The sequence below is a fragment of the Citrobacter sp. CK180 genome, assembly GCF_030333655.1.
Taxonomy (GTDB): Bacteria; Pseudomonadota; Gammaproteobacteria; order Enterobacterales; family Enterobacteriaceae; genus Citrobacter_B; species Citrobacter_B koseri.
This window is the reverse complement of record NZ_JAOWFM010000051.1, coordinates 146,827-163,792: the sequence shown is the minus strand read 5'-3', so window position 1 is coordinate 163,792 and position 16,966 is coordinate 146,827. Positions and strand designations below refer to the sequence as shown.

The window sequence follows — 16,966 nt, the reverse complement described above, 5'->3', positions numbered from 1 at the left end:
ATAAGGCGAAGCCGTCATCCGGCATTACTACCGGGCATCCCTGCCCGTTTTTAACTCAGAAGTCGTAATTAACAGACAGCTTCAGGGTACGCGGTTCGCCACGGAACACATACACGCCATCGTAGTCGGATACACCAGACCAGTATTGCTCGTTGGTGACGTTATCCACCCCTAAACGCCATACCATCTCATTCTGCTCCTGGTTTACGCGCATCCGGTAACGAACGCCGAGGTTAAGCGTGGTGTAACTGTCCAGCTTCTTCTCATTGGCGGCGCCGTCATACTGCGAGCCGGTGTGATTCAGTCGCGCGGTAGCGGTCAGCCCATCAACCTGCCGGATATCATATTCAGCACCGAGAACGGCGGTGAAACGTGGAGTACCGGAAGCATCATTCCCCTGGTTGACGCCATCCTGCGTTTTGGTCAGTTTCGGCTGTAACCAGGTCGCACTGCTGTTCAGACGCAGACCGTAAACCGGCTCACCAAACAGGTTAACTTCCACACCCCGGTTACGCTGCTCGCCATCGGTCGAATATTCCTGCGTCGTCTCGTTCTTAATCACAGACGGTTTCTTAATCTCAAACAGCGCCAGGCTACCGCCGACAGTGCCGAAATCAATTTTCACGCCCACTTCATTTTGCTTAGAGTGCAGAATACCGATGCTTTTACCGTAATCCGGCGACTCCTGATCGGTAATGTTTTCACCCGGCTGTAATGCCTCGGTGTGGTTGGCATACAGTGACACCGTGTCCCACGGCTTATATACGATACCGTAGGTCGGCATCCATCGACTTTCCGTATAGCGAGAAGCGGTGTCTTCTTCACCGGTCGCATTGCTGTAGTTACGCACCACCACTTTCTGATTACGCGCGGCAACGGTCAGCAGCACCTGGTCATCAAAGAATCCCAGCGTATCACTGAGGAGATAACCCTGAGTACGGTTTCGGGAGGTTGTCAGCGGATCGTGATAGTTGCCGCCGGCGAGATCCCACTGCGGCATTGGCACATCATGGTTGTCATAGATATTGGTCATGGAGCCAGGGTTAGCCCAGTTCATACGCCATGCCGTTTTATCGCGTTTGATCACCGCCGAATAGCCCAGGTTCACCTTATGGCTGACCGACCAGGTATCAAATTCGCCGCGAATACCCGCCATACTGCTGAACGCGTCAATAATACGGTTGGTATACAGCACATTGACGACAGCATCACCCGATCTGTCCAGTAATTTTGGCGCGGTATAAATCCCGGTTTCATGCGCATGTTGCGCCCCGGCGCCGCCGTAGACCGTCCAGTTATTCAGGATGTCGTATTCAGCGCGCGCCATACCGAACTGGTTAGTGATATCACTGTAGCCCCACTTCTGGCTGTAGTTATCCGTGTTGTTCGGTACATCCGGCACGAAATCGACGCCGCTTAAGTTAATTCCCATCGTCCCGCCGTGGAACGTCTTTTTCTGGGCGGCAACATCCAGCGAGGAGCGCAGTTTATCGCCGCGATAATCCAGCCCGAGGGCGGCCAGCGTCGTGCGCTTTTTCTCGTTATCAACGGCGGTTTCGCCTTCACGATGCAGAATGTTTACTCGCGCGCCAAACTGATTGTTATCGCCAAAACGACGACCGGCATCCAGCGTGGCGCCTACCTGAGTTGAAGAGGTGTAATCCACTCCCAGGCGCGTCAGCGGCAGGTCATCAGCATGTTTCGGCTCCATGTTGACCATACCGCCCACGCCGGAACTTGCTGCGCCGTTCACGAAAGAACTGGCGCCTTTAAACACTTCCACGCGCTCAAACAGCGAAGCATCCACAACCTGACGCGGCAGCACGCCAGCCAGACCGCCCCAGGTCACGTCATCCCCCGCCAGCTCAAAGCCGCGAATACGATAGTTTTCTGAGAAGTTCCCGTATCCCTGTACGGGCTGTACTGCGGCGTCGTTTTTCAGCACCTCGCCGATGGTCTTCGCCTGCTGGTCTTCCACCAGTTTTGAGGTGTAACCGATAACGTTAAACGGCACATCCATCGCTTTTTGTTCGCCCAGAACCCCCAGTCGTCCTCCGTGGGCAACCTGCCCCTCCAGGAACGCGGGCACCTGCGCGTCGCCACCGGCTTTAAAACCACTGTTTGCGGATTTGGCCTCAACGACCATCGTATCTTCTTTCCCGGTAGTGTCTTCTGCTGCGTAAACACCGTGAGCGGCGGCACCAATCGCGAATGCCAGCAAGGATTTTTGCAGAGAATAATTATTTTTTGCGCTGCTTTTCATCATTAATCTCATGAATACAAGGACACGAAAAAACCCGTTTAAAATGGGGTTTTATTGAATGAAACCCGAACAAAAATGCTCGTTTTATGTATGGGAAGGGTTTTCCATATATATGTTCTGTGTCCATCCTTGATACGAAGAATAATCACCGAAACCCGCACAGCCAACATGATAATGAGAGTAAAACTCATTATCAATGTTATTTAGATTTTTCATTGTGTGAACAACGGTTACGGGATTTATGGCATTGACACGATTAGCTGTAACGTTACACTAAACCGTTGTAGTTTATACTCTGCTATCCAGATGGCGATACTGAATGAGCCGCCATTCACAGATTGCTGCAAAGGAGATGTATGGCAAACATTCGAGATGTCGCAAAGCATGCGGGAGTTTCCGTCAGCACGGTGTCCAATGTGCTTAACGGCCGCGCCGATCAAATGCGCCCGGAAACGCTGGCGCGCATTCAGCAAAGCATGCAAACGCTCAACTATTTCCCCAACCGGGTCGCCCAGCAGCTCAAAACGGGGCAGGCAAAAATGATCGGGTTGCTGGTGCCATCCATCGTGAACCCCAGCTTTGCGGCACTGGCGCGTGAAGTGGATCTGGCCGCCAAAAAACACCTCTACCGCGTGCTGATCGGCAACACCTATCGCCAAATCGAAGAAGAAGAAGCGTTTCTGGAAGATATGTTTGCTCATGGCGTTCGCGGGATTATTGTGGCCGCCTGTGATATCGAAAAGCCGCATTTCGCCCGCGCGGCGGCGCAGGGCATGATAATGGTGAACTACGATGGCCGTATGCCCGCAAGCGTTGACTCTGGCGGTTTCGCGCTGGACAGCGTGTCGATGGATAACGTTGAGGCGGGCCGAATGGCGGCAGAGCATCTTATCGCGCGCGGGTGTCGCCGCCTCGCGTTTGCGACCGTCGCAGGGATGACCCCCAGCCGCGCGCATAAAATAGAAGGCTTTCTCAGCGCGGTACGCCAGCACAACATGTATCGTGAAGGGATGATCATCGAAGGAAAAGCGATGGCCGCCTACGGAGATACGGAAATGACCGAACTGGGCCGTTCTCTGGCGCAAACCCTCTGCCAGCAATCCCTTCGTCCTGACGGCATCGTCGCCATTAACGATGCGCTTGGCATTGGTTTGATGAGTGGTTTGCACGAAGCCCGTATCCGCGTGCCGGAAGAGATCTCTCTCGTCGGTATCGACAATATTTCACTCTCTGGCCTGGTTTACCCCGGCCTGACCTCTATTATGCCGCCGCTCACGGAGATGGCGGACGTGATGGTTGAGCGCCTGATCGCCCGAATAGAGACTCCGGCAATCCCTCCCGACGAGTTTTTGTTTCCCCCTTCCCTGGTATGCCGACAATCGGTGCGGGAAGCGGAAAATATACGATGAGAATAACGCGAGAAGAACGTCGCGTTCTTCTCGTCTTCTCAGAGTAATGTCGGGCCGACGGTGAGGAGAATATTGGCAAAACGGCGGGTTTCGCCCGACGCGATCACCAGCAGCGTATCCGATGATTTCGCCAGCGCGTAAAACGCATTTCGCTCAACATGAGAAAGTTCCGTCATTTCTGAAAGCAGACCACGGTATTCACGCTCAATCGTGTTATCAAATTCAGCCGGGCTCGTCATTAACGTCGCTTTCTCTGCGTTAATATAGCCAAGAATTTTCTCCAGAATCATCACGCTGCCAATTAAGCCGGGAGAAAAGTTAAGCCAGATAATACGTGCCTGCGGTGACGAGTTGGTCAGGAAAGAGTAATTCGCATCCGCAATCAGAATATTGGCTTTATGACCGCACTGCGCCAATGCCTGTAATAAATCAGGATGAATAATATCTGACTTTATCATAAAGAGTCCCTTTTAACTCAGGCGGGTTTTACAACCCGCCCGCTTTTACGCCCGATAAATACCGCCATTAATATCAATCGTCGCACCGGAGACGAAACCATCATATTCAGAGGCGAGGAAACAGATTACCCGGGCGACATCTTCAGGCGTACCGGCGCGCCCCAAAGGAATAGCCTGAATCGTCTGGTCGGCAGACGCCTGCGTCGTATGCTGATTATGAAAACGGGTGCCCAGAATCAATCCTGGGGCCACGGCGTTCACCCGAATGCCAGATTCGCCCAGTTCGGCGGCAAGTGAGCGCGTCCAGGTCAAGACGGCGCCTTTCGTGGTGGAATAAACCAGAGAGCCCGCATGGCCGCCGGAACGACCGGCTAATGACGCCAGATTCACAATGCTCGCCCCATCTGGCGAGGCTTTCAGCCAGGGTAACGCCTGCTGGGTGACATTGAGCATCGTGGTCATATTCACGTCAATAACGGTACGCCAGAACTGTGGTTCGATCTCGCCGAGCCATTTTCGGGCGATAATTCCACCAACGTTATTCACCAGAATATCAATGCCGCCAAGAAACGCCGCGCCCTGTGCAACGCACCGCGCGGCATCTTCCTCATTCGTTAAATCAGCATAACCGCAAGCCGCCCGGCTTCCCTTTTGTTCTGCGATGGCCATTAATTCTCGTGGGCCTTCTTCGCCGCTGAAATAATGAATATAGATATCACATCCGGCCTCAATTAATTTTCTGGCCGTTTCTTTACCAATACCCTGTTCCGCACCGGTAATAAAAACTTTTTTACCCACTAATGATCCCATTTCATACTCCACTTATTCAGATTTAAACATCGCCAGGCGATAACCTGTCGCGTTACTGCTATTTTCAGCGCGCGGACATCCCCGCCACTGAGCGTGGCGAATATCCGTAATGAATAATCAGTAGCCTGCCAGTCCAGGCAACCAGGTGGTTAATGGCGGCGCCATCGCCACAATGATGATGCCGACGAAAACAACCGCCAGATATTTCGCCATTGGCCGAATAACATGTTTCATCTCCACGCCACAGATGGCGCAGGTGGTATACAGCCCTAATCCAATCGGCGGTGAAAATAAGCCAAAGCCCATCGCCAGAATCATGACAATACCGAAATGCAGCGGGTTAAACCCAAGCTGAATGGCGATTGGCACCAGGATAGGGGCGAAAATGATCAACGCTGGCGCACCTTCCAGAACCGCGCCAAAGATAATCAGAATCACAATGGTCAACAGCAGGAACAGCCAGGCGCCCTGCTTCATCCCAATCCCCACCAGCAGTTCAGCGATTTGCTGCGGAATCATCTGTATCGTCAGCGCATAAGAAAGGCTGGTCGCGCAGGCGACGATGAACAGCAGTACGCCGGACATGGCCGCGATATCAATAAACATTTTTACCGTCGCTTTCAGCGTCAGCTCGCGAAACGCCAGGCGACCGACAACGATGGCGTAAATCACCGCAAAGGCAGAGATTTCTGTCGAGGTGGCAATCCCCATCATCACCCCACGGCCAATCATAAAGATCATGACCAGCCCCACGGCGGCGCCAAGGTAGAGCTGCGCACGCGGGCGTAAAACCGGGTAAGCCTCGCTGACGTTAATTTTTCCGCCAAAACGGTTGGCCGCGATCATCAGCAGTACCAGCAGGCAGACGGCGGGAACCAGGCCGGCGATAAACAGCGCGCCGATGGAGATATTCGCCACAAACCCCATGACGATCAGGTTTACGCACGGAGGAATGGTCTCCGCCATCACCGCCGATGCGGCGAACACCCCTGCGGCCTCTTCGCTGTCCTGCTTAGCGCGACGCACCGCAGGCATCAAGACACCGCCCACTGCGGCGACATCCGCCAGTTTGGAACCGGAAATCCCGGAGAAGAAGGCCATCGACAGCACGGTCGTCATGTTTAACCCGCCGCGAAAGCGCCCCATCCCGCGCACAATCAGCTCAACCAGACGCGTTGACATCCCGTTGATTTCCATTGCCGCCCCGGCAAGTAAAAAGAACGGAATCGCCAGCAGAACAAAGTGATCCACCCCGGCGGCAACCTGCTGAGAGAAAAAGACAAACGGTAACGACGGATCGCAAATAAAGAACACCATTGCGGACATGCCCAGCGTAAACGCGATAGGCACACCGGCCAGGATACCCAGCGCAAAACAGATCAGCATCAGCCCCGCCGCCGCGCTGGCCGGATCGGCCATCAGCGAGAGTTTCAGATACCCCAGCGCCGCCAGCACCAGGATTCCGCCGCCGCTGAGCAGAACAACCCGCGCGCGTTCATGCAGCGCATGTTCCAGCGCGGCCACCATCATCACCACGGAACCGATCAACACCGGGATAACGTAAATCGTCTGCGGCAGGCCGGTCTCGGTCGTTTGTACCCGCGCGGCCTGCACCAGGTCATAACTGGAAATCACCAGCCCCACCGACACCAGAAACAGCACCCAACGACTGGCATGGATAACATAAGGGCGCACCTGCTCGGGCAAAAAACGCAGGAACAGATCGACGCCAATATGCCCGCCTCTGCCTGTGGACGTGGCCACGCCAAAAAAGACGAGGGCAATCATCAGCGCACGCGCCACCTCTTCCGCCCAGTGAATCGGTGAATGCAATGCGTAGCGCCAGATAACGGATGCGAATACCACCAGTACGTTGATAAACAGCACCAGTGCCCCGGCCCAGGATGTTAAGGTCGTTAAGCCTCTGCTCAGTCGGCCTAACAGCATCAGCAAAGCATTTTCATCCTTTGCTTTCATAGAAATATCTGCCATGTTGGACTCCTTTCATGGGCTTACCGGGTGATACCGCCGACCCACCCCAAAACCGGCTGAATCGGCGGCTCACGTATTACGACTTATCGCCTGGCGCCGCGGCGGTAATCTCATCAACAATCGGTTTCATATCAGGATATTGATCGAGGAATGCCTTCCAGACCGGCTGCACCTGCTGCGCAAAGTACGCGCGATCGGTCTCGCGGAATGTCACCCCTTTGGCTTCCAGATTTTTAATCGCTTCCTGCTCTTTCTGGCTTGCCTGCTGGCGCTCGTACTCTGTGGCTTCCTGCGCCGCCGCAAGGACGTCGGCCCGCAGCGCTTCTGGAATTTGCTCGAAGCTCTTCTTATTCATGGCAATCATCAGCGGGTTAAAGCTATGGCGGGTCAGGGTGCCATTCTTGATAATTTCATAATATTTGCTGGAGTAGATGGTCGGCGCATCATGTTCAACGCCGTCGATAACGCCCATTTGCAGACTGGAATAGACCTCGCCGCCCGGCATCGGAATCGCCACCGCGCCCATATGATTCAGCGTGGCGATAAAGTTAGGCACTGGCAGAACGCGGATTTTCAGATTCTTTAAATCTTCAGGTTTTTCAATGGCCTTTTTGGTATACACATTACGCGCGCCTAAGTTATAGCCATAACCCAGCACCATAACGTTGGCTTTATTCAGCATTAACGCAGAAAGCTGCTCGCCCGCTTTTCCGTCCAGCGTTTTGCCAACCTGGTCGTAATCTTTAAACAGATAACCCAGATCCAGAACGCCGATTTCAGGCACCAGCGTGGCCCAAATCGAGGTGCCGGAGATCATCATATTGATTGCGCCAATGCGTACCTGCTGCGTGGCATCGGCCTCTTTTCCTAACATCCCGTTGGCAAAATAGTTGAGCTTAATTTGCCCTTTCAATTTTTCGTTTTTGTTCAGGTTCTCCTGAAAACGGGTAAACCAGATATAGTGCGCGGAGGAATCATCCCCGGGCAAAGAGGAGTAAACGCGAAAATTAAGCGCTGCCTGAGCAAAAGAAGTCACCACACTGCCCGCTATCAGCGCGGTACTTAAGCAAGCTAAAGCTAAAAAACGTCTGGTCGAACGAAGCTGTTTTATTTCCATCATGATTGTCCTTCCACATACCATTAGGGTAGCGATAACGCCGTCTGGCACCGCTAAATCGCCAGGAGAGTAAATGAGAAAAACTGCTGTATGTTTCTTCTGTAACGTTTTAGTGTAACGTTACAGAAACTATCCGCCTCCCTGTACAAAAGCAAGTCGCTTCCTTTCATCAGTGGGAGTGATATGTGAATTTTGTGGCGGACATCGCTAATTCGCGCAGGTGCGTTACATCGTTAAAACGACATCATTGCTGTTTAGTCACTGTTTAGCGCAGAAGGAAGCGACGGGAGAGAAAAAAGAGGAAAAGGGTTGGTGAATGGGGGGCGTCAGTCAACGCAGGAGTGCCGTCGTTATCTGGCGGCACTCCTTTACGCTTTACCGTTCAGAGATATAGCGGGCGACCGTCGCTTTCGCGCCGTTTTCCAGCAGCGACAGGTAAGCCTGCGTTACCTGCGCCACAAACAGCGGCTCATGCGGTAATTCGTTCCCGAAAATGGCCTCCACGCCCAGCAGCGCTTTTACCCGCTCCTCGCCTTCCGCGCTCTGCATCACCGCATTCTGCAAGACCGACAACAGCGGATCGCTAACGTCAATACGGTTTCCCTGTTCATCCACCCCGCCGACGTAACGCATCCAGCCCGCGACGCCCAGCGCCAGCAGATCGAAACGATGGTGGTGAACCAGGTGCCAGCGAACGGAATCCAGCATGCGCTGCGGCAGTTTCTGGCTGCCGTCCATTGCAATCTGCCAGGTACGGTGACGCAGCCCCGTGTTGCTGTAGCGCGCAATCAGCATATCGGCATAGCGGGTGAGATCCACCCCCGTCACGTTCAGCGTCGGCGCCTGCTCTTCCAGCATCAGCGCCCTCGCGGCGCGTCGGAAGTGCTCATCTTCCATACACTCATTAATGTGCTGATAGCCGGAAAGATAACCCAGATAAGCGAGGAAAGAGTGGCTGCCATTAAGCATACGCAGCTTCATCTCTTCAAACGGCAGCACGTCAGCCACCAGTTCGGCTCCGGCCTTTTCCCATTCCGGGCGGCCTGCGACAAAGTTATCCTCGATAACCCACTGACGGAATGGCTCGCAGGCCACGCCTGCCGGGTCGCGCACGCCGGTAAGCTGTTCAATCTTATTCAGCGTTTCCGCCGTCATCGCCGGGACGATACGATCCACCATCGTGGAGGGGAACGTCACGTTCTGCGCAATCCAGGCAGCCAGCCCGGCATCAACGGCTTGCGCATAGGCGCATATTACGTTGCGCATAACATGACCGTTTTCCGGCATATTGTCGCAGGACATCACGGTAAACGCCGGGAGACCCGCCGCTCTGCGGCGCGCCAGCGCGGCGACAATAACGCCCGGCGCTGATTTTGGCTGCTGAGGGTTTTGCAGATCGGCAACGATAGCCGGGTGATCGAGCATCAACTGGCCGGTAGCCGGAGAGTGGCAGTAGCCTTTTTCCGTGATCGTCAACGATACAATGGCAACCTGCGGCTCGCACATGGCAGCCAGCACCGTTTCCAGACCATCCACCTGCGCATGCAGCGCGTTCTTCACTACGCCAACCACGCGGGCGGTCCAGGCATCGGCCGACATTTCCGCCACCGTATAGAGGCGATCCTGATTTTTCAGATCGGCGATCTGCTGCTCGCCGCCAATCAGGTTAACTTCGGTGTAGCCCCAGTCGCTGCCGTGTTCCGCAGCCAGAATATCCGCATAAACGGCCTGATGCGCACGATGAAACGCGCCGAATCCCAGGTGAACAATTCGCGGAACCAGCGCGTTGCGATCCCAGTTCGGAACGGTGGCTTTCGCGTGTAATAGCTTATTTTGCATCTTTCTACTCACTGTATAAAAAGAGGGATTGGCGGCAGCAGGCCTATTGCGCCCTTGCTGCCGCCAGGCTGTATCAGCTCAGTATGGAGGTGGGTTCAGCGGGCTTTACCCGTTCAGGCGCGCTTTGACACCAGAGCGAGTCATAGCTGTAACCCGTCAGGTCTTCCACAATATGGCGGGCTTCCGGCGTCACATCCTGTTTAAGACCGTCCGCTTTGAGGCGTTCAATTTCATCCACGAAAATTTTGTGCGTGCGCTTATTCAGATGGAAGGTCAGCGCTTGCCACAGTGCAATGATCAGAAGCCCGGCCGTACCAACGAACAGCAGCATGGCAATGGTCGTGATCGCTTCCTGCGGCTGCGTCTGGCTGCCTTTCACGAAGCCGCCGCTTTGCAGAAGCAGGCCCACGGCAAAGGTCGCAATAGCTACCGTTGTCTTACGGGAGAACGTCATGACGGCGGCAAACAGCCCTTCACGGCGCTGACGGGTGATCATTTCGTCAATGTCCGGGATGAACGGGAACACGTTCCACGGCGTGAACTCCAGAATGCAGCGCCCGACCTGGTAAACCCCGGCGAGAATCACCAACAATACGATTTTGTTGTCGGTCGGGAACTGGTAAACCAGGAAGAACCCGCCCAGGCACAGCATCATCAGGCTGTAGGAGAAGACATAGAGGCGAGAAGGGCCATATTTAATAATCGCCACGCCCGCCGCCAGCGTGACCGGCAAGCCGACGATACTCATCGACAGCAATGTTCCCGCCAGCGAGGATGAAACATTCAGGCAGTAGACGCAGAAAAAGACGAATACGGTGTTGTAGACATCCTTGGCGGTAAAGGAGAAGAGATAGATCGCCAGATGTTTACGGAACGCGCGTACTTTTAACGTTGAGGCATACTCTTTGAACAGGTTGCCAAACGCCGCCAGTTTTTCGCCAGCGGTCATCGGCTGACGTTCTTTTTCCATTTCCGCCAGCATTTCCGGCGTCAGTTCACGTTCCCAGGTCACTTTCCAGGAGATAAACACACAGACCGTAAACAGCACGGCAAATACAACGCCGTTGATCAGATACGCATCCGCGTTGTTTTCACCCAGCCAGCCGATCAGCAGGCCCGGAATAAAGGTGGCAAGGAACGTCCCGGATGCCGACAGGAACATGCGGCACGTTGACAGTTTGGTACGGTCATTGAAGTCTTTGGTCATCTCAGACGGCAGCGTTTCCCACGGGATCAGCACCATAGCGGCGATAATCTCAAAGGCCAGGTACACAGCGAGATAGAACCAGAAGTTCATGCCGTTCATCCATAACAGGATGTAAACCAGCATGAGTGGCGCGCCAATGAGCAGGAAGAAACGGCGGCGGCCAAATTTCTTGCCCAAATAATGCTTATAGAAATGGTCCGTGAAGCTGCCCATAAACAGGCTCACGATCGCATCGACAATACGCGCGATCGCCACAATAGACGCCGCTTCAATCGGCGACAGACCAACAAAGGTGGTATAGAAGAAAAGCAGCCAGGCACCGATAACGGTAAATGCGCCGCCCCCCATGATATCCGTCAGGCCGTAGCCGATACTGACGGGAATGGTGACTTTTCTGTTCTTACGGGTCATCGTTTATTCCTGCATCAGTCTTATCGAAAACGGAAATAGCGGCGGGCGTTATCCACGCAGATGCCACGAATCATGTTATTGAGGATCGCATCGTCCTCCGGCACTTCCCCTCTTTCGACCCACCCGCCAATCAAATCACAGAGGATTCGGCGGAAATAATCGTGTCGGGTATAGGAGACAAAGCTACGGGAATCCGTCAGCATACCAATAAAGTTAGAGAGTAATCCCTGATCGGCAAGCGCATTGAGCTGATTCACCATGCCGCGTCGCGTATCGTTAAACCACCAGCCGGAGCCAAATTGCAGCGGGGATTTCACACCATCTTCACCGCTCTGGAAATTAGCGATGGTGGAGGCAACCACATCGTTATAGCTGGCGTTGAGGTTATAGAGGATCGTTTTCGGCAGACCGTTGTTTTCCGCCATTGCGTTCAGCAGACCATTCAGGCTTTCCGCAAGGTGCGTCTGATCGCCAATGGAATCAAAGCCACAGTTAATGCCGATTTTTTCGAACATTGGCGTGTTGTTGTTGCGAATCGCGCCAAAGTGAATCTGCATTGCCCAGTCGCGCTGTTTGTACATTTTGGCTAAGGCGACAAAAATAAGGCTATCCCAGGCCTGAAGTTCATCTTCAGTCAGCGCATCACCTGCCAGTCGGCGCTGGAACAGCGCGGCCTGCCCGGCAGCATCAAGCGGGCGAAAACGAACGGCCAGCGGCCCATGATCAGACACCCGGCAACCCGTGCTGTGGAAAAAATCGACGCGCGCTTCAAGCGCCGCGAGAAACTCATTCAGAGTGGTAATGGTTTTTCCGGTTTTCTGCGACAGGCGGGAAACAAACGTCAGGAAACGATCGGGATGCGTTTCAAACAGTTCATCGGGACGGAAGGTCGGCAGCACGAGCGTTGAAAAATCACGCTTTTCCGCCAGTCGCTGATGATATTCCAGATCGTCAAGCGGCCCATCGGTTGTGCAAAGCGCTTCAACATTTGAACGGGTAATTAACGCCTGCGGTAAAAAATCATCGCGACGTAATTGTTCATTACACTGCGCCATAATCGTGCGCCAGTTCTTACTGTTTAGCGTTTCCTCAATCGCGAAATAATATTTCAGTTCAAGATGAGTCCAGTGATACAGCGGATTACCAAAACTGGCCTCAACGGTTTGCGCCCACGCTTCAAATTTTTCCTCTGAAGAGGCATCGCCGGTAATTTTCCGCTCGGGTATGCCATTGGCACGCATCGCCCGCCATTTATAATGGTCCCCTTCCAGCCAAAGCTGGGTAATATCGGCAAAAGGTTTGTTTTCCCAAATCGCTTTCGCTTCAAGATGGCAGTGATAGTCAATAATAGGTAACGTCTTAGCCAGCTCAGAATACAACCGCTGACCCGGTTCGTTATTTATCATAAAACTTTGATTTATCATGGACATAATTACTCCGCACAAGGGGATGGCTTTTGCTAAAACGTCCCCAGGTTGAGGCTAAAATCGGTGTATGACAGGTACTTAATAGCCCCGACATTACCCCTCCCGCCCATTTAAAGTCTACTACCATACAAGTGTAATTAAGAAATTTGTGACTTAAATCATGTTATGCAACTTTCAATAAAAAAATCACTTTCAGTCGTAATGGCGTGTATTAATCCCTGTGCTATAGCGGTTATTTTCACGATAAACGACAAATAAGAACAAACTGATCATTATATTTTACAAAATTAAAACACTTACCGGAAATAAGCTTTCCAGTAAAAGCTTCCCCTTAACGGAAATGTATATTCCTGGCAGCATTTAATCTTTTTTCTACGGTAAGGTTGATCAAATTGTCATTACTGAATATGCTAGTCAATACTAGTATGGTATGAAGTCAAATATACGAAATACGCAATAAGATAAGAAAGGCGGACAAAGAATGCAGATGACAATGCGCTGGTTTGGGCCACAGGAAGACAAAATCCCGTTGGAATACATTCGCCAGGTGCCGGGTGTAGAAGGCGTCGTCGGGGCGCTCTATGATGTCGCCCCTGGAGAAGTGTGGCCGGTTGAAAAAATTAAGGCGCTGGTTGAGCAGGCGCACGCTGCGGGCCTGAAGATGGAAGTCATCGAAAGCGTCAATATCCACGATGACATCAAAATCGGCACCCCGGAACGCGATCGCTATATTGAGAATTACAAGCAGACGATCCGCAACCTGGCGGGCTTTGGCATAAAGGTCATCTGTTATAACTTCATGCCGGTCTTCGACTGGATGAAAACGGACATGAACTACGTCCTGCCGGACGGTTCTCTGACGATGGCCTTTGAAAAACATGGCATTGATAAGACGCTGGAAGAGGTCGTAAAAGAGGTTCTGGATAACTCCAACGGTTTCGCATTACCGGGATGGGAACCTGAGCGCCTGGCTAAAGTGCAAGAATTATTCGCGCGCTACAGTGGGGTGGATGACGACAAGCTGCGGGAAAACCTGTTTTATTTCCTCCGGGAGATTATTCCCGTGTGCGAAGAAGTGGGCGTGAAAATGGCCATTCACCCGGACGATCCGCCGTATTCTATTTTCGGCCTTCCGCGCGTGGTCAAAAACCACGCCGACCTGGCGATGATTTGCGATGCCGTTGACTCTCCGGCGAATGGCATCACCCTCTGTACCGGTTCGATCGCGGAAGATCCAGAAAATAACGTCTATGAAATCCTGGCTGAATTCACGCGTCGCAAGCGCCTCCATTTTGCGCACGTACGCAACATTAAGCTGATCAAAGATAAAGACTTCTACGAGTCGGCCCACCCTTCGCAGTACGGTTCGCTGGACATGTACCGCGTAATGCAGGCGCTCCACGATAACGGCTTTGATGGCTATATCCGCCCGGATCACGGTCGCTTTATCTGGGGAGAAACGGGACGCCCAGGCTATGGTCTTTACGACCGCGCGCTCGGCGTCACTTACCTGTCAGGTCTCTGGGAAGCGCTGGAGAAAAAATAAAGTCCGTTGTGAATCACGATGTAACGAGATAAAAAACCCGCCATTTTGCGGGTTTTTACTTGCCGTACCCCTCAATATCACCGCTTTTCTCACCAAAGTTGATCCAGACGCTATTTTACGAAAAAACGCTTGATGCAAAAATTGATCTTGATGATAATCATTCTTGTTATCATGTTTATTATCATTTTCATAACGGATGCGCCCGCTATGCATAACACTATGGCTGCAATAATAAAAAACAACGCTCCGCTTTCTCCTTCAGGCACCAAACGCCAGATAGACAGCAAAGTATTGCTCGGCGAAGAAGGCTGGGTACTGATTGAGCATAAGGGTGAACATTATCTGCTCCGCCAGACGCAATCCGGGAAACTGATCCTGACTAAATAAATAACCAATTTCGCCAGCCACCCAGGTCTCCCCCCAGGCAGCCAGCACTTTTCAATTTCCTTATGGAGAGTTGTTATGTTACGCCTGCAATCTGCCTCCTTGCGCCCATCTCTGCTGGCGCTGGCAATCGTTAGCACCCTGCCAGGAGCGGCTTACGCGACCACAGACGATATCACCGTCACTGCGACCGGTAATGCGCGCAGCACCTTTGAAGCCCCCATGATGGTGAGCGTTATCGATACGTCCGATCCCGAAAACCAGACCGCCAGCTCGGCAGCCGATCTGCTGCGTCCTGTTCCAGGGATCACCCTGAGCGGAAGCGGGCGAACCAACGGCCAGGATATCAGTATGCGTGGCTATGATCGTCGCGGCGTACTGATTCTGGTGGACGGCGTTCGTCAGGGAACCGATACCGGGCACCTCAACAGCACCTTCCTCGATCCGGCGTTGATCAAACGTATTGAGATCGTTCGCGGCCCTTCCGCACTGCTGTACGGCAGTGGCGCGCTGGGTGGCGTGATCTCTTATGAAACCGCCGATGCGAAAGATCTGCTTCAGGAAGGCCAGAACAGCGGTTTCCGCGTCTTTGGTACTGGCGGCACGGGCGATCACAGTCTGGGAATGGGCGCCAGCGCCTTTGGCCGAACCGATAACCTTGATGGACTGGTGGCATGGTCCAGCCGCGATCGTGGCGACCTGCGCCAGGGCGACGGCTCCACGGCGCCAAATGATGAATCGATCAATAACATGCTGGCAAAAGGCACCTGGTATATTAACGATGCGCAGGCGCTGAGTGGGTCATTACGTTACTACAACAACGACGCGCAAGAGCCGAAGAACCCGCAAACGATTGATGCCTCCACCAGCAACCCTCTTGTGGATCGCTCGACCATCCAGCGCGACATGCAGCTCTCTTACAGGATCGCGCCGCAGGGCAACGACTGGCTGAATGCCGATGCCAAAGTGTACTGGTCTGAAGCGCGCATCAACGCCCAGAACGTCGATAACACGGGAGAATTTCGCAAACAAACCACCAAAGGCGGAAAAGTTGAAAACCGCACGCGTCTCTTCAGCGACGCTTTCGCCTCTCACCTGCTGACGTATGGCGGAGAGTATTACCGCCAGGAGCAAAAACCCGGCGGCGTGACAACCGGCTTCCCGGAAGCAAAAATCGACTTCAGCTCCGGCTGGTTGCAGGATGAAATCACCCTTCGCGACCTGCCCGTCACCCTGCTGGGCGGCACGCGTTACGACAACTACCGCGGCAGCAGCGACGGCTATGACGATGTTGATGCCGATAAATGGTCATCCCGCGCCGGGTTAACCGTCAGCCCGACGGACTGGCTGATGCTGTTTGGCTCTTACGCCCAGGCATTCCGCGCGCCGACAATGGGTGAAATGTATAACGATGCAAAACACTTCTCCATTGGCAACTTCTACACTAACTATTGGGTGCCAAACCCTAACCTGCGCCCGGAAACCAACGAAACGCAGGAGTACGGTTTTGGTCTGCGTTTCGACAATCTGATGCTGTCCAACGATGCGCTGGAGTTCAAAGCCAGCTACTTTGATACCAAAGCAAAAGATTACATCTCCACGACCGTCGATTTCGCCGCCGCGACCACCATGTCTTACAACGTCCCGAACGCCAAAATCTGGGGCTGGGATGTGATGACGAAATATACCGCTGATCTGTTCAGCCTCGACGTGGCCTACAACCGCACCCGTGGGAAAGACAAGGATACCGGAGAGTATATCTCCAGCATTAACCCGGATACCGTCACCAGCAAGCTGAATATTCCCGTCGCGCAGAGCGGCTTCTCCGTTGGCTGGGTAGGAACGTTTGCCGATCGCTCAACGCATATCAGCAGCGAATACAGCAAACAGCCGGGTTATGCCGTCAACGACTTTTACGTTAGCTACCAGGGACAGCAGGCGCTGAAAGGCATGACCACCACGCTGGTGTTGGGTAACGCCTTCGATAAAGAGTACTGGTCGCCGCAGGGCATCCCGCAGGACGGGCGCAACGGCAAGATTTTCGTGAGCTATCAATGGTAATCACCCGCCCCGGTTCGCCGGGGCAAATACTGGAAGGAAGAG

12 protein-coding genes are annotated in these 16,966 nt (G+C 53.4%); 4 read left to right on the top strand and 8 right to left on the bottom strand.

All coding sequences use genetic code 11. From position 1 onward, the window contains the following. Positions 1 to 55: 55 nt before the first annotated feature. A complete protein-coding gene (locus tag OGV50_RS13360) occupies positions 56 to 2,263 on the bottom strand; it encodes a TonB-dependent receptor (RefSeq protein WP_071257291.1) in 2,208 nt (735 codons plus the stop codon). 341 nt (positions 2,264 to 2,604) lie between these two features. On the opposite strand from OGV50_RS13360, the gene OGV50_RS13355 reads away from it, so the two are divergent. Beyond that, positions 2,605 to 3,672: a LacI family DNA-binding transcriptional regulator gene (locus OGV50_RS13355; RefSeq protein WP_326999281.1), complete on the top strand. Its 1,068-nt coding sequence runs from the start codon at positions 2,605 to 2,607 to the stop codon at positions 3,670 to 3,672. A 38-nt stretch (positions 3,673 to 3,710) separates the two neighbouring features. On the opposite strand, the gene OGV50_RS13350 is transcribed toward OGV50_RS13355, so the two are convergent. The 7 genes from OGV50_RS13350 to uxaC all read right to left on the bottom strand — a co-directional run bounded on the left by OGV50_RS13350 (position 3,711) and on the right by uxaC (position 12,936). Next, a complete protein-coding gene (locus OGV50_RS13350; RefSeq protein ID WP_200091104.1) occupies positions 3,711 to 4,130 on the bottom strand; it encodes an RbsD/FucU family protein in 420 nt (139 codons plus the stop codon). Positions 4,131 to 4,175: 45 nt separating this feature from the next. Then, positions 4,176 to 4,940, bottom strand: coding sequence for an SDR family NAD(P)-dependent oxidoreductase (locus tag OGV50_RS13345; protein WP_049011919.1), 765 nt, complete (start codon positions 4,938 to 4,940; stop codon positions 4,176 to 4,178). A gap of 117 nt (positions 4,941 to 5,057) precedes the next feature. Next, positions 5,058 to 6,932: a TRAP transporter large permease gene (locus OGV50_RS13340; protein ID WP_200091102.1), complete on the bottom strand. Its 1,875-nt coding sequence runs from the start codon at positions 6,930 to 6,932 to the stop codon at positions 5,058 to 5,060. A gap of 76 nt (positions 6,933 to 7,008) precedes the next feature. Continuing rightward, a complete protein-coding gene (locus OGV50_RS13335; protein WP_012134504.1) occupies positions 7,009 to 8,052 on the bottom strand; it encodes a TRAP transporter substrate-binding protein in 1,044 nt (347 codons plus the stop codon). 372 nt (positions 8,053 to 8,424) lie between these two features. Further along, positions 8,425 to 9,888, bottom strand: coding sequence for a mannitol dehydrogenase family protein (locus OGV50_RS13330; protein ID WP_200091094.1), 1,464 nt, complete (start codon positions 9,886 to 9,888; stop codon positions 8,425 to 8,427). Between the two features lie 73 nt (positions 9,889 to 9,961). Continuing rightward, positions 9,962 to 11,506, bottom strand: a complete 1,545-nt coding sequence (locus tag OGV50_RS13325) for an MFS transporter (RefSeq protein ID WP_047459551.1) — start codon at positions 11,504 to 11,506, stop codon at positions 9,962 to 9,964. A gap of 20 nt (positions 11,507 to 11,526) precedes the next feature. Next, positions 11,527 to 12,936: a glucuronate isomerase gene (uxaC, locus tag OGV50_RS13320; protein ID WP_104867875.1), complete on the bottom strand. Its 1,410-nt coding sequence runs from the start codon at positions 12,934 to 12,936 to the stop codon at positions 11,527 to 11,529. A gap of 478 nt (positions 12,937 to 13,414) precedes the next feature. Between uxaC and uxuA the strand changes: the two genes are divergently transcribed. The 3 genes from uxuA to OGV50_RS13305 all read left to right on the top strand — a co-directional run bounded on the left by uxuA (position 13,415) and on the right by OGV50_RS13305 (position 16,924). Next, a complete protein-coding gene (uxuA, locus tag OGV50_RS13315; protein WP_012134508.1) occupies positions 13,415 to 14,479 on the top strand; it encodes a mannonate dehydratase in 1,065 nt (354 codons plus the stop codon). 150 nt (positions 14,480 to 14,629) lie between these two features. Then, positions 14,630 to 14,866 (top strand): hemin uptake protein HemP, encoded by a 237-nt coding sequence (gene hemP / locus OGV50_RS13310; RefSeq protein ID WP_077956852.1) that lies wholly within the window; start codon positions 14,630 to 14,632, stop codon positions 14,864 to 14,866. Positions 14,867 to 14,941: 75 nt separating this feature from the next. Then, a complete protein-coding gene (locus OGV50_RS13305; protein ID WP_115626256.1) occupies positions 14,942 to 16,924 on the top strand; it encodes a TonB-dependent hemoglobin/transferrin/lactoferrin family receptor in 1,983 nt (660 codons plus the stop codon). Positions 16,925 to 16,966 lie beyond the last annotated feature (42 nt).

What these genes read in the sequence shown, in the direction of transcription:
- OGV50_RS13345 (WP_049011919.1), bottom strand. Translation starts at nt 4,940, where the DNA reads ATGGGATCATTAGTGGGTAAAAAAGTTTTTATTACCGGTGCGGAACAG.
- uxuA (WP_012134508.1), top strand. Translation starts at nt 13,415, where the DNA reads ATGCAGATGACAATGCGCTGGTTTGGGCCACAGGAAGACAAAATCCCG.
- OGV50_RS13360 (WP_071257291.1), bottom strand. Translation starts at nt 2,263, where the DNA reads ATGAAAAGCAGCGCAAAAAATAATTATTCTCTGCAAAAATCCTTGCTG.
- OGV50_RS13340 (WP_200091102.1), bottom strand. Translation starts at nt 6,932, where the DNA reads ATGGCAGATATTTCTATGAAAGCAAAGGATGAAAATGCTTTGCTGATG.
- OGV50_RS13335 (WP_012134504.1), bottom strand. Translation starts at nt 8,052, where the DNA reads ATGATGGAAATAAAACAGCTTCGTTCGACCAGACGTTTTTTAGCTTTA.
- OGV50_RS13325 (WP_047459551.1), bottom strand. Translation starts at nt 11,506, where the DNA reads ATGACCCGTAAGAACAGAAAAGTCACCATTCCCGTCAGTATCGGCTAC.
- OGV50_RS13350 (WP_200091104.1), bottom strand. Translation starts at nt 4,130, where the DNA reads ATGATAAAGTCAGATATTATTCATCCTGATTTATTACAGGCATTGGCG.
- hemP (WP_077956852.1), top strand. Translation starts at nt 14,630, where the DNA reads ATGATAATCATTCTTGTTATCATGTTTATTATCATTTTCATAACGGAT.
- uxaC (WP_104867875.1), bottom strand. Translation starts at nt 12,936, where the DNA reads ATGTCCATGATAAATCAAAGTTTTATGATAAATAACGAACCGGGTCAG.
- OGV50_RS13330 (WP_200091094.1), bottom strand. Translation starts at nt 9,888, where the DNA reads ATGCAAAATAAGCTATTACACGCGAAAGCCACCGTTCCGAACTGGGAT.
- OGV50_RS13305 (WP_115626256.1), top strand. Translation starts at nt 14,942, where the DNA reads ATGTTACGCCTGCAATCTGCCTCCTTGCGCCCATCTCTGCTGGCGCTG.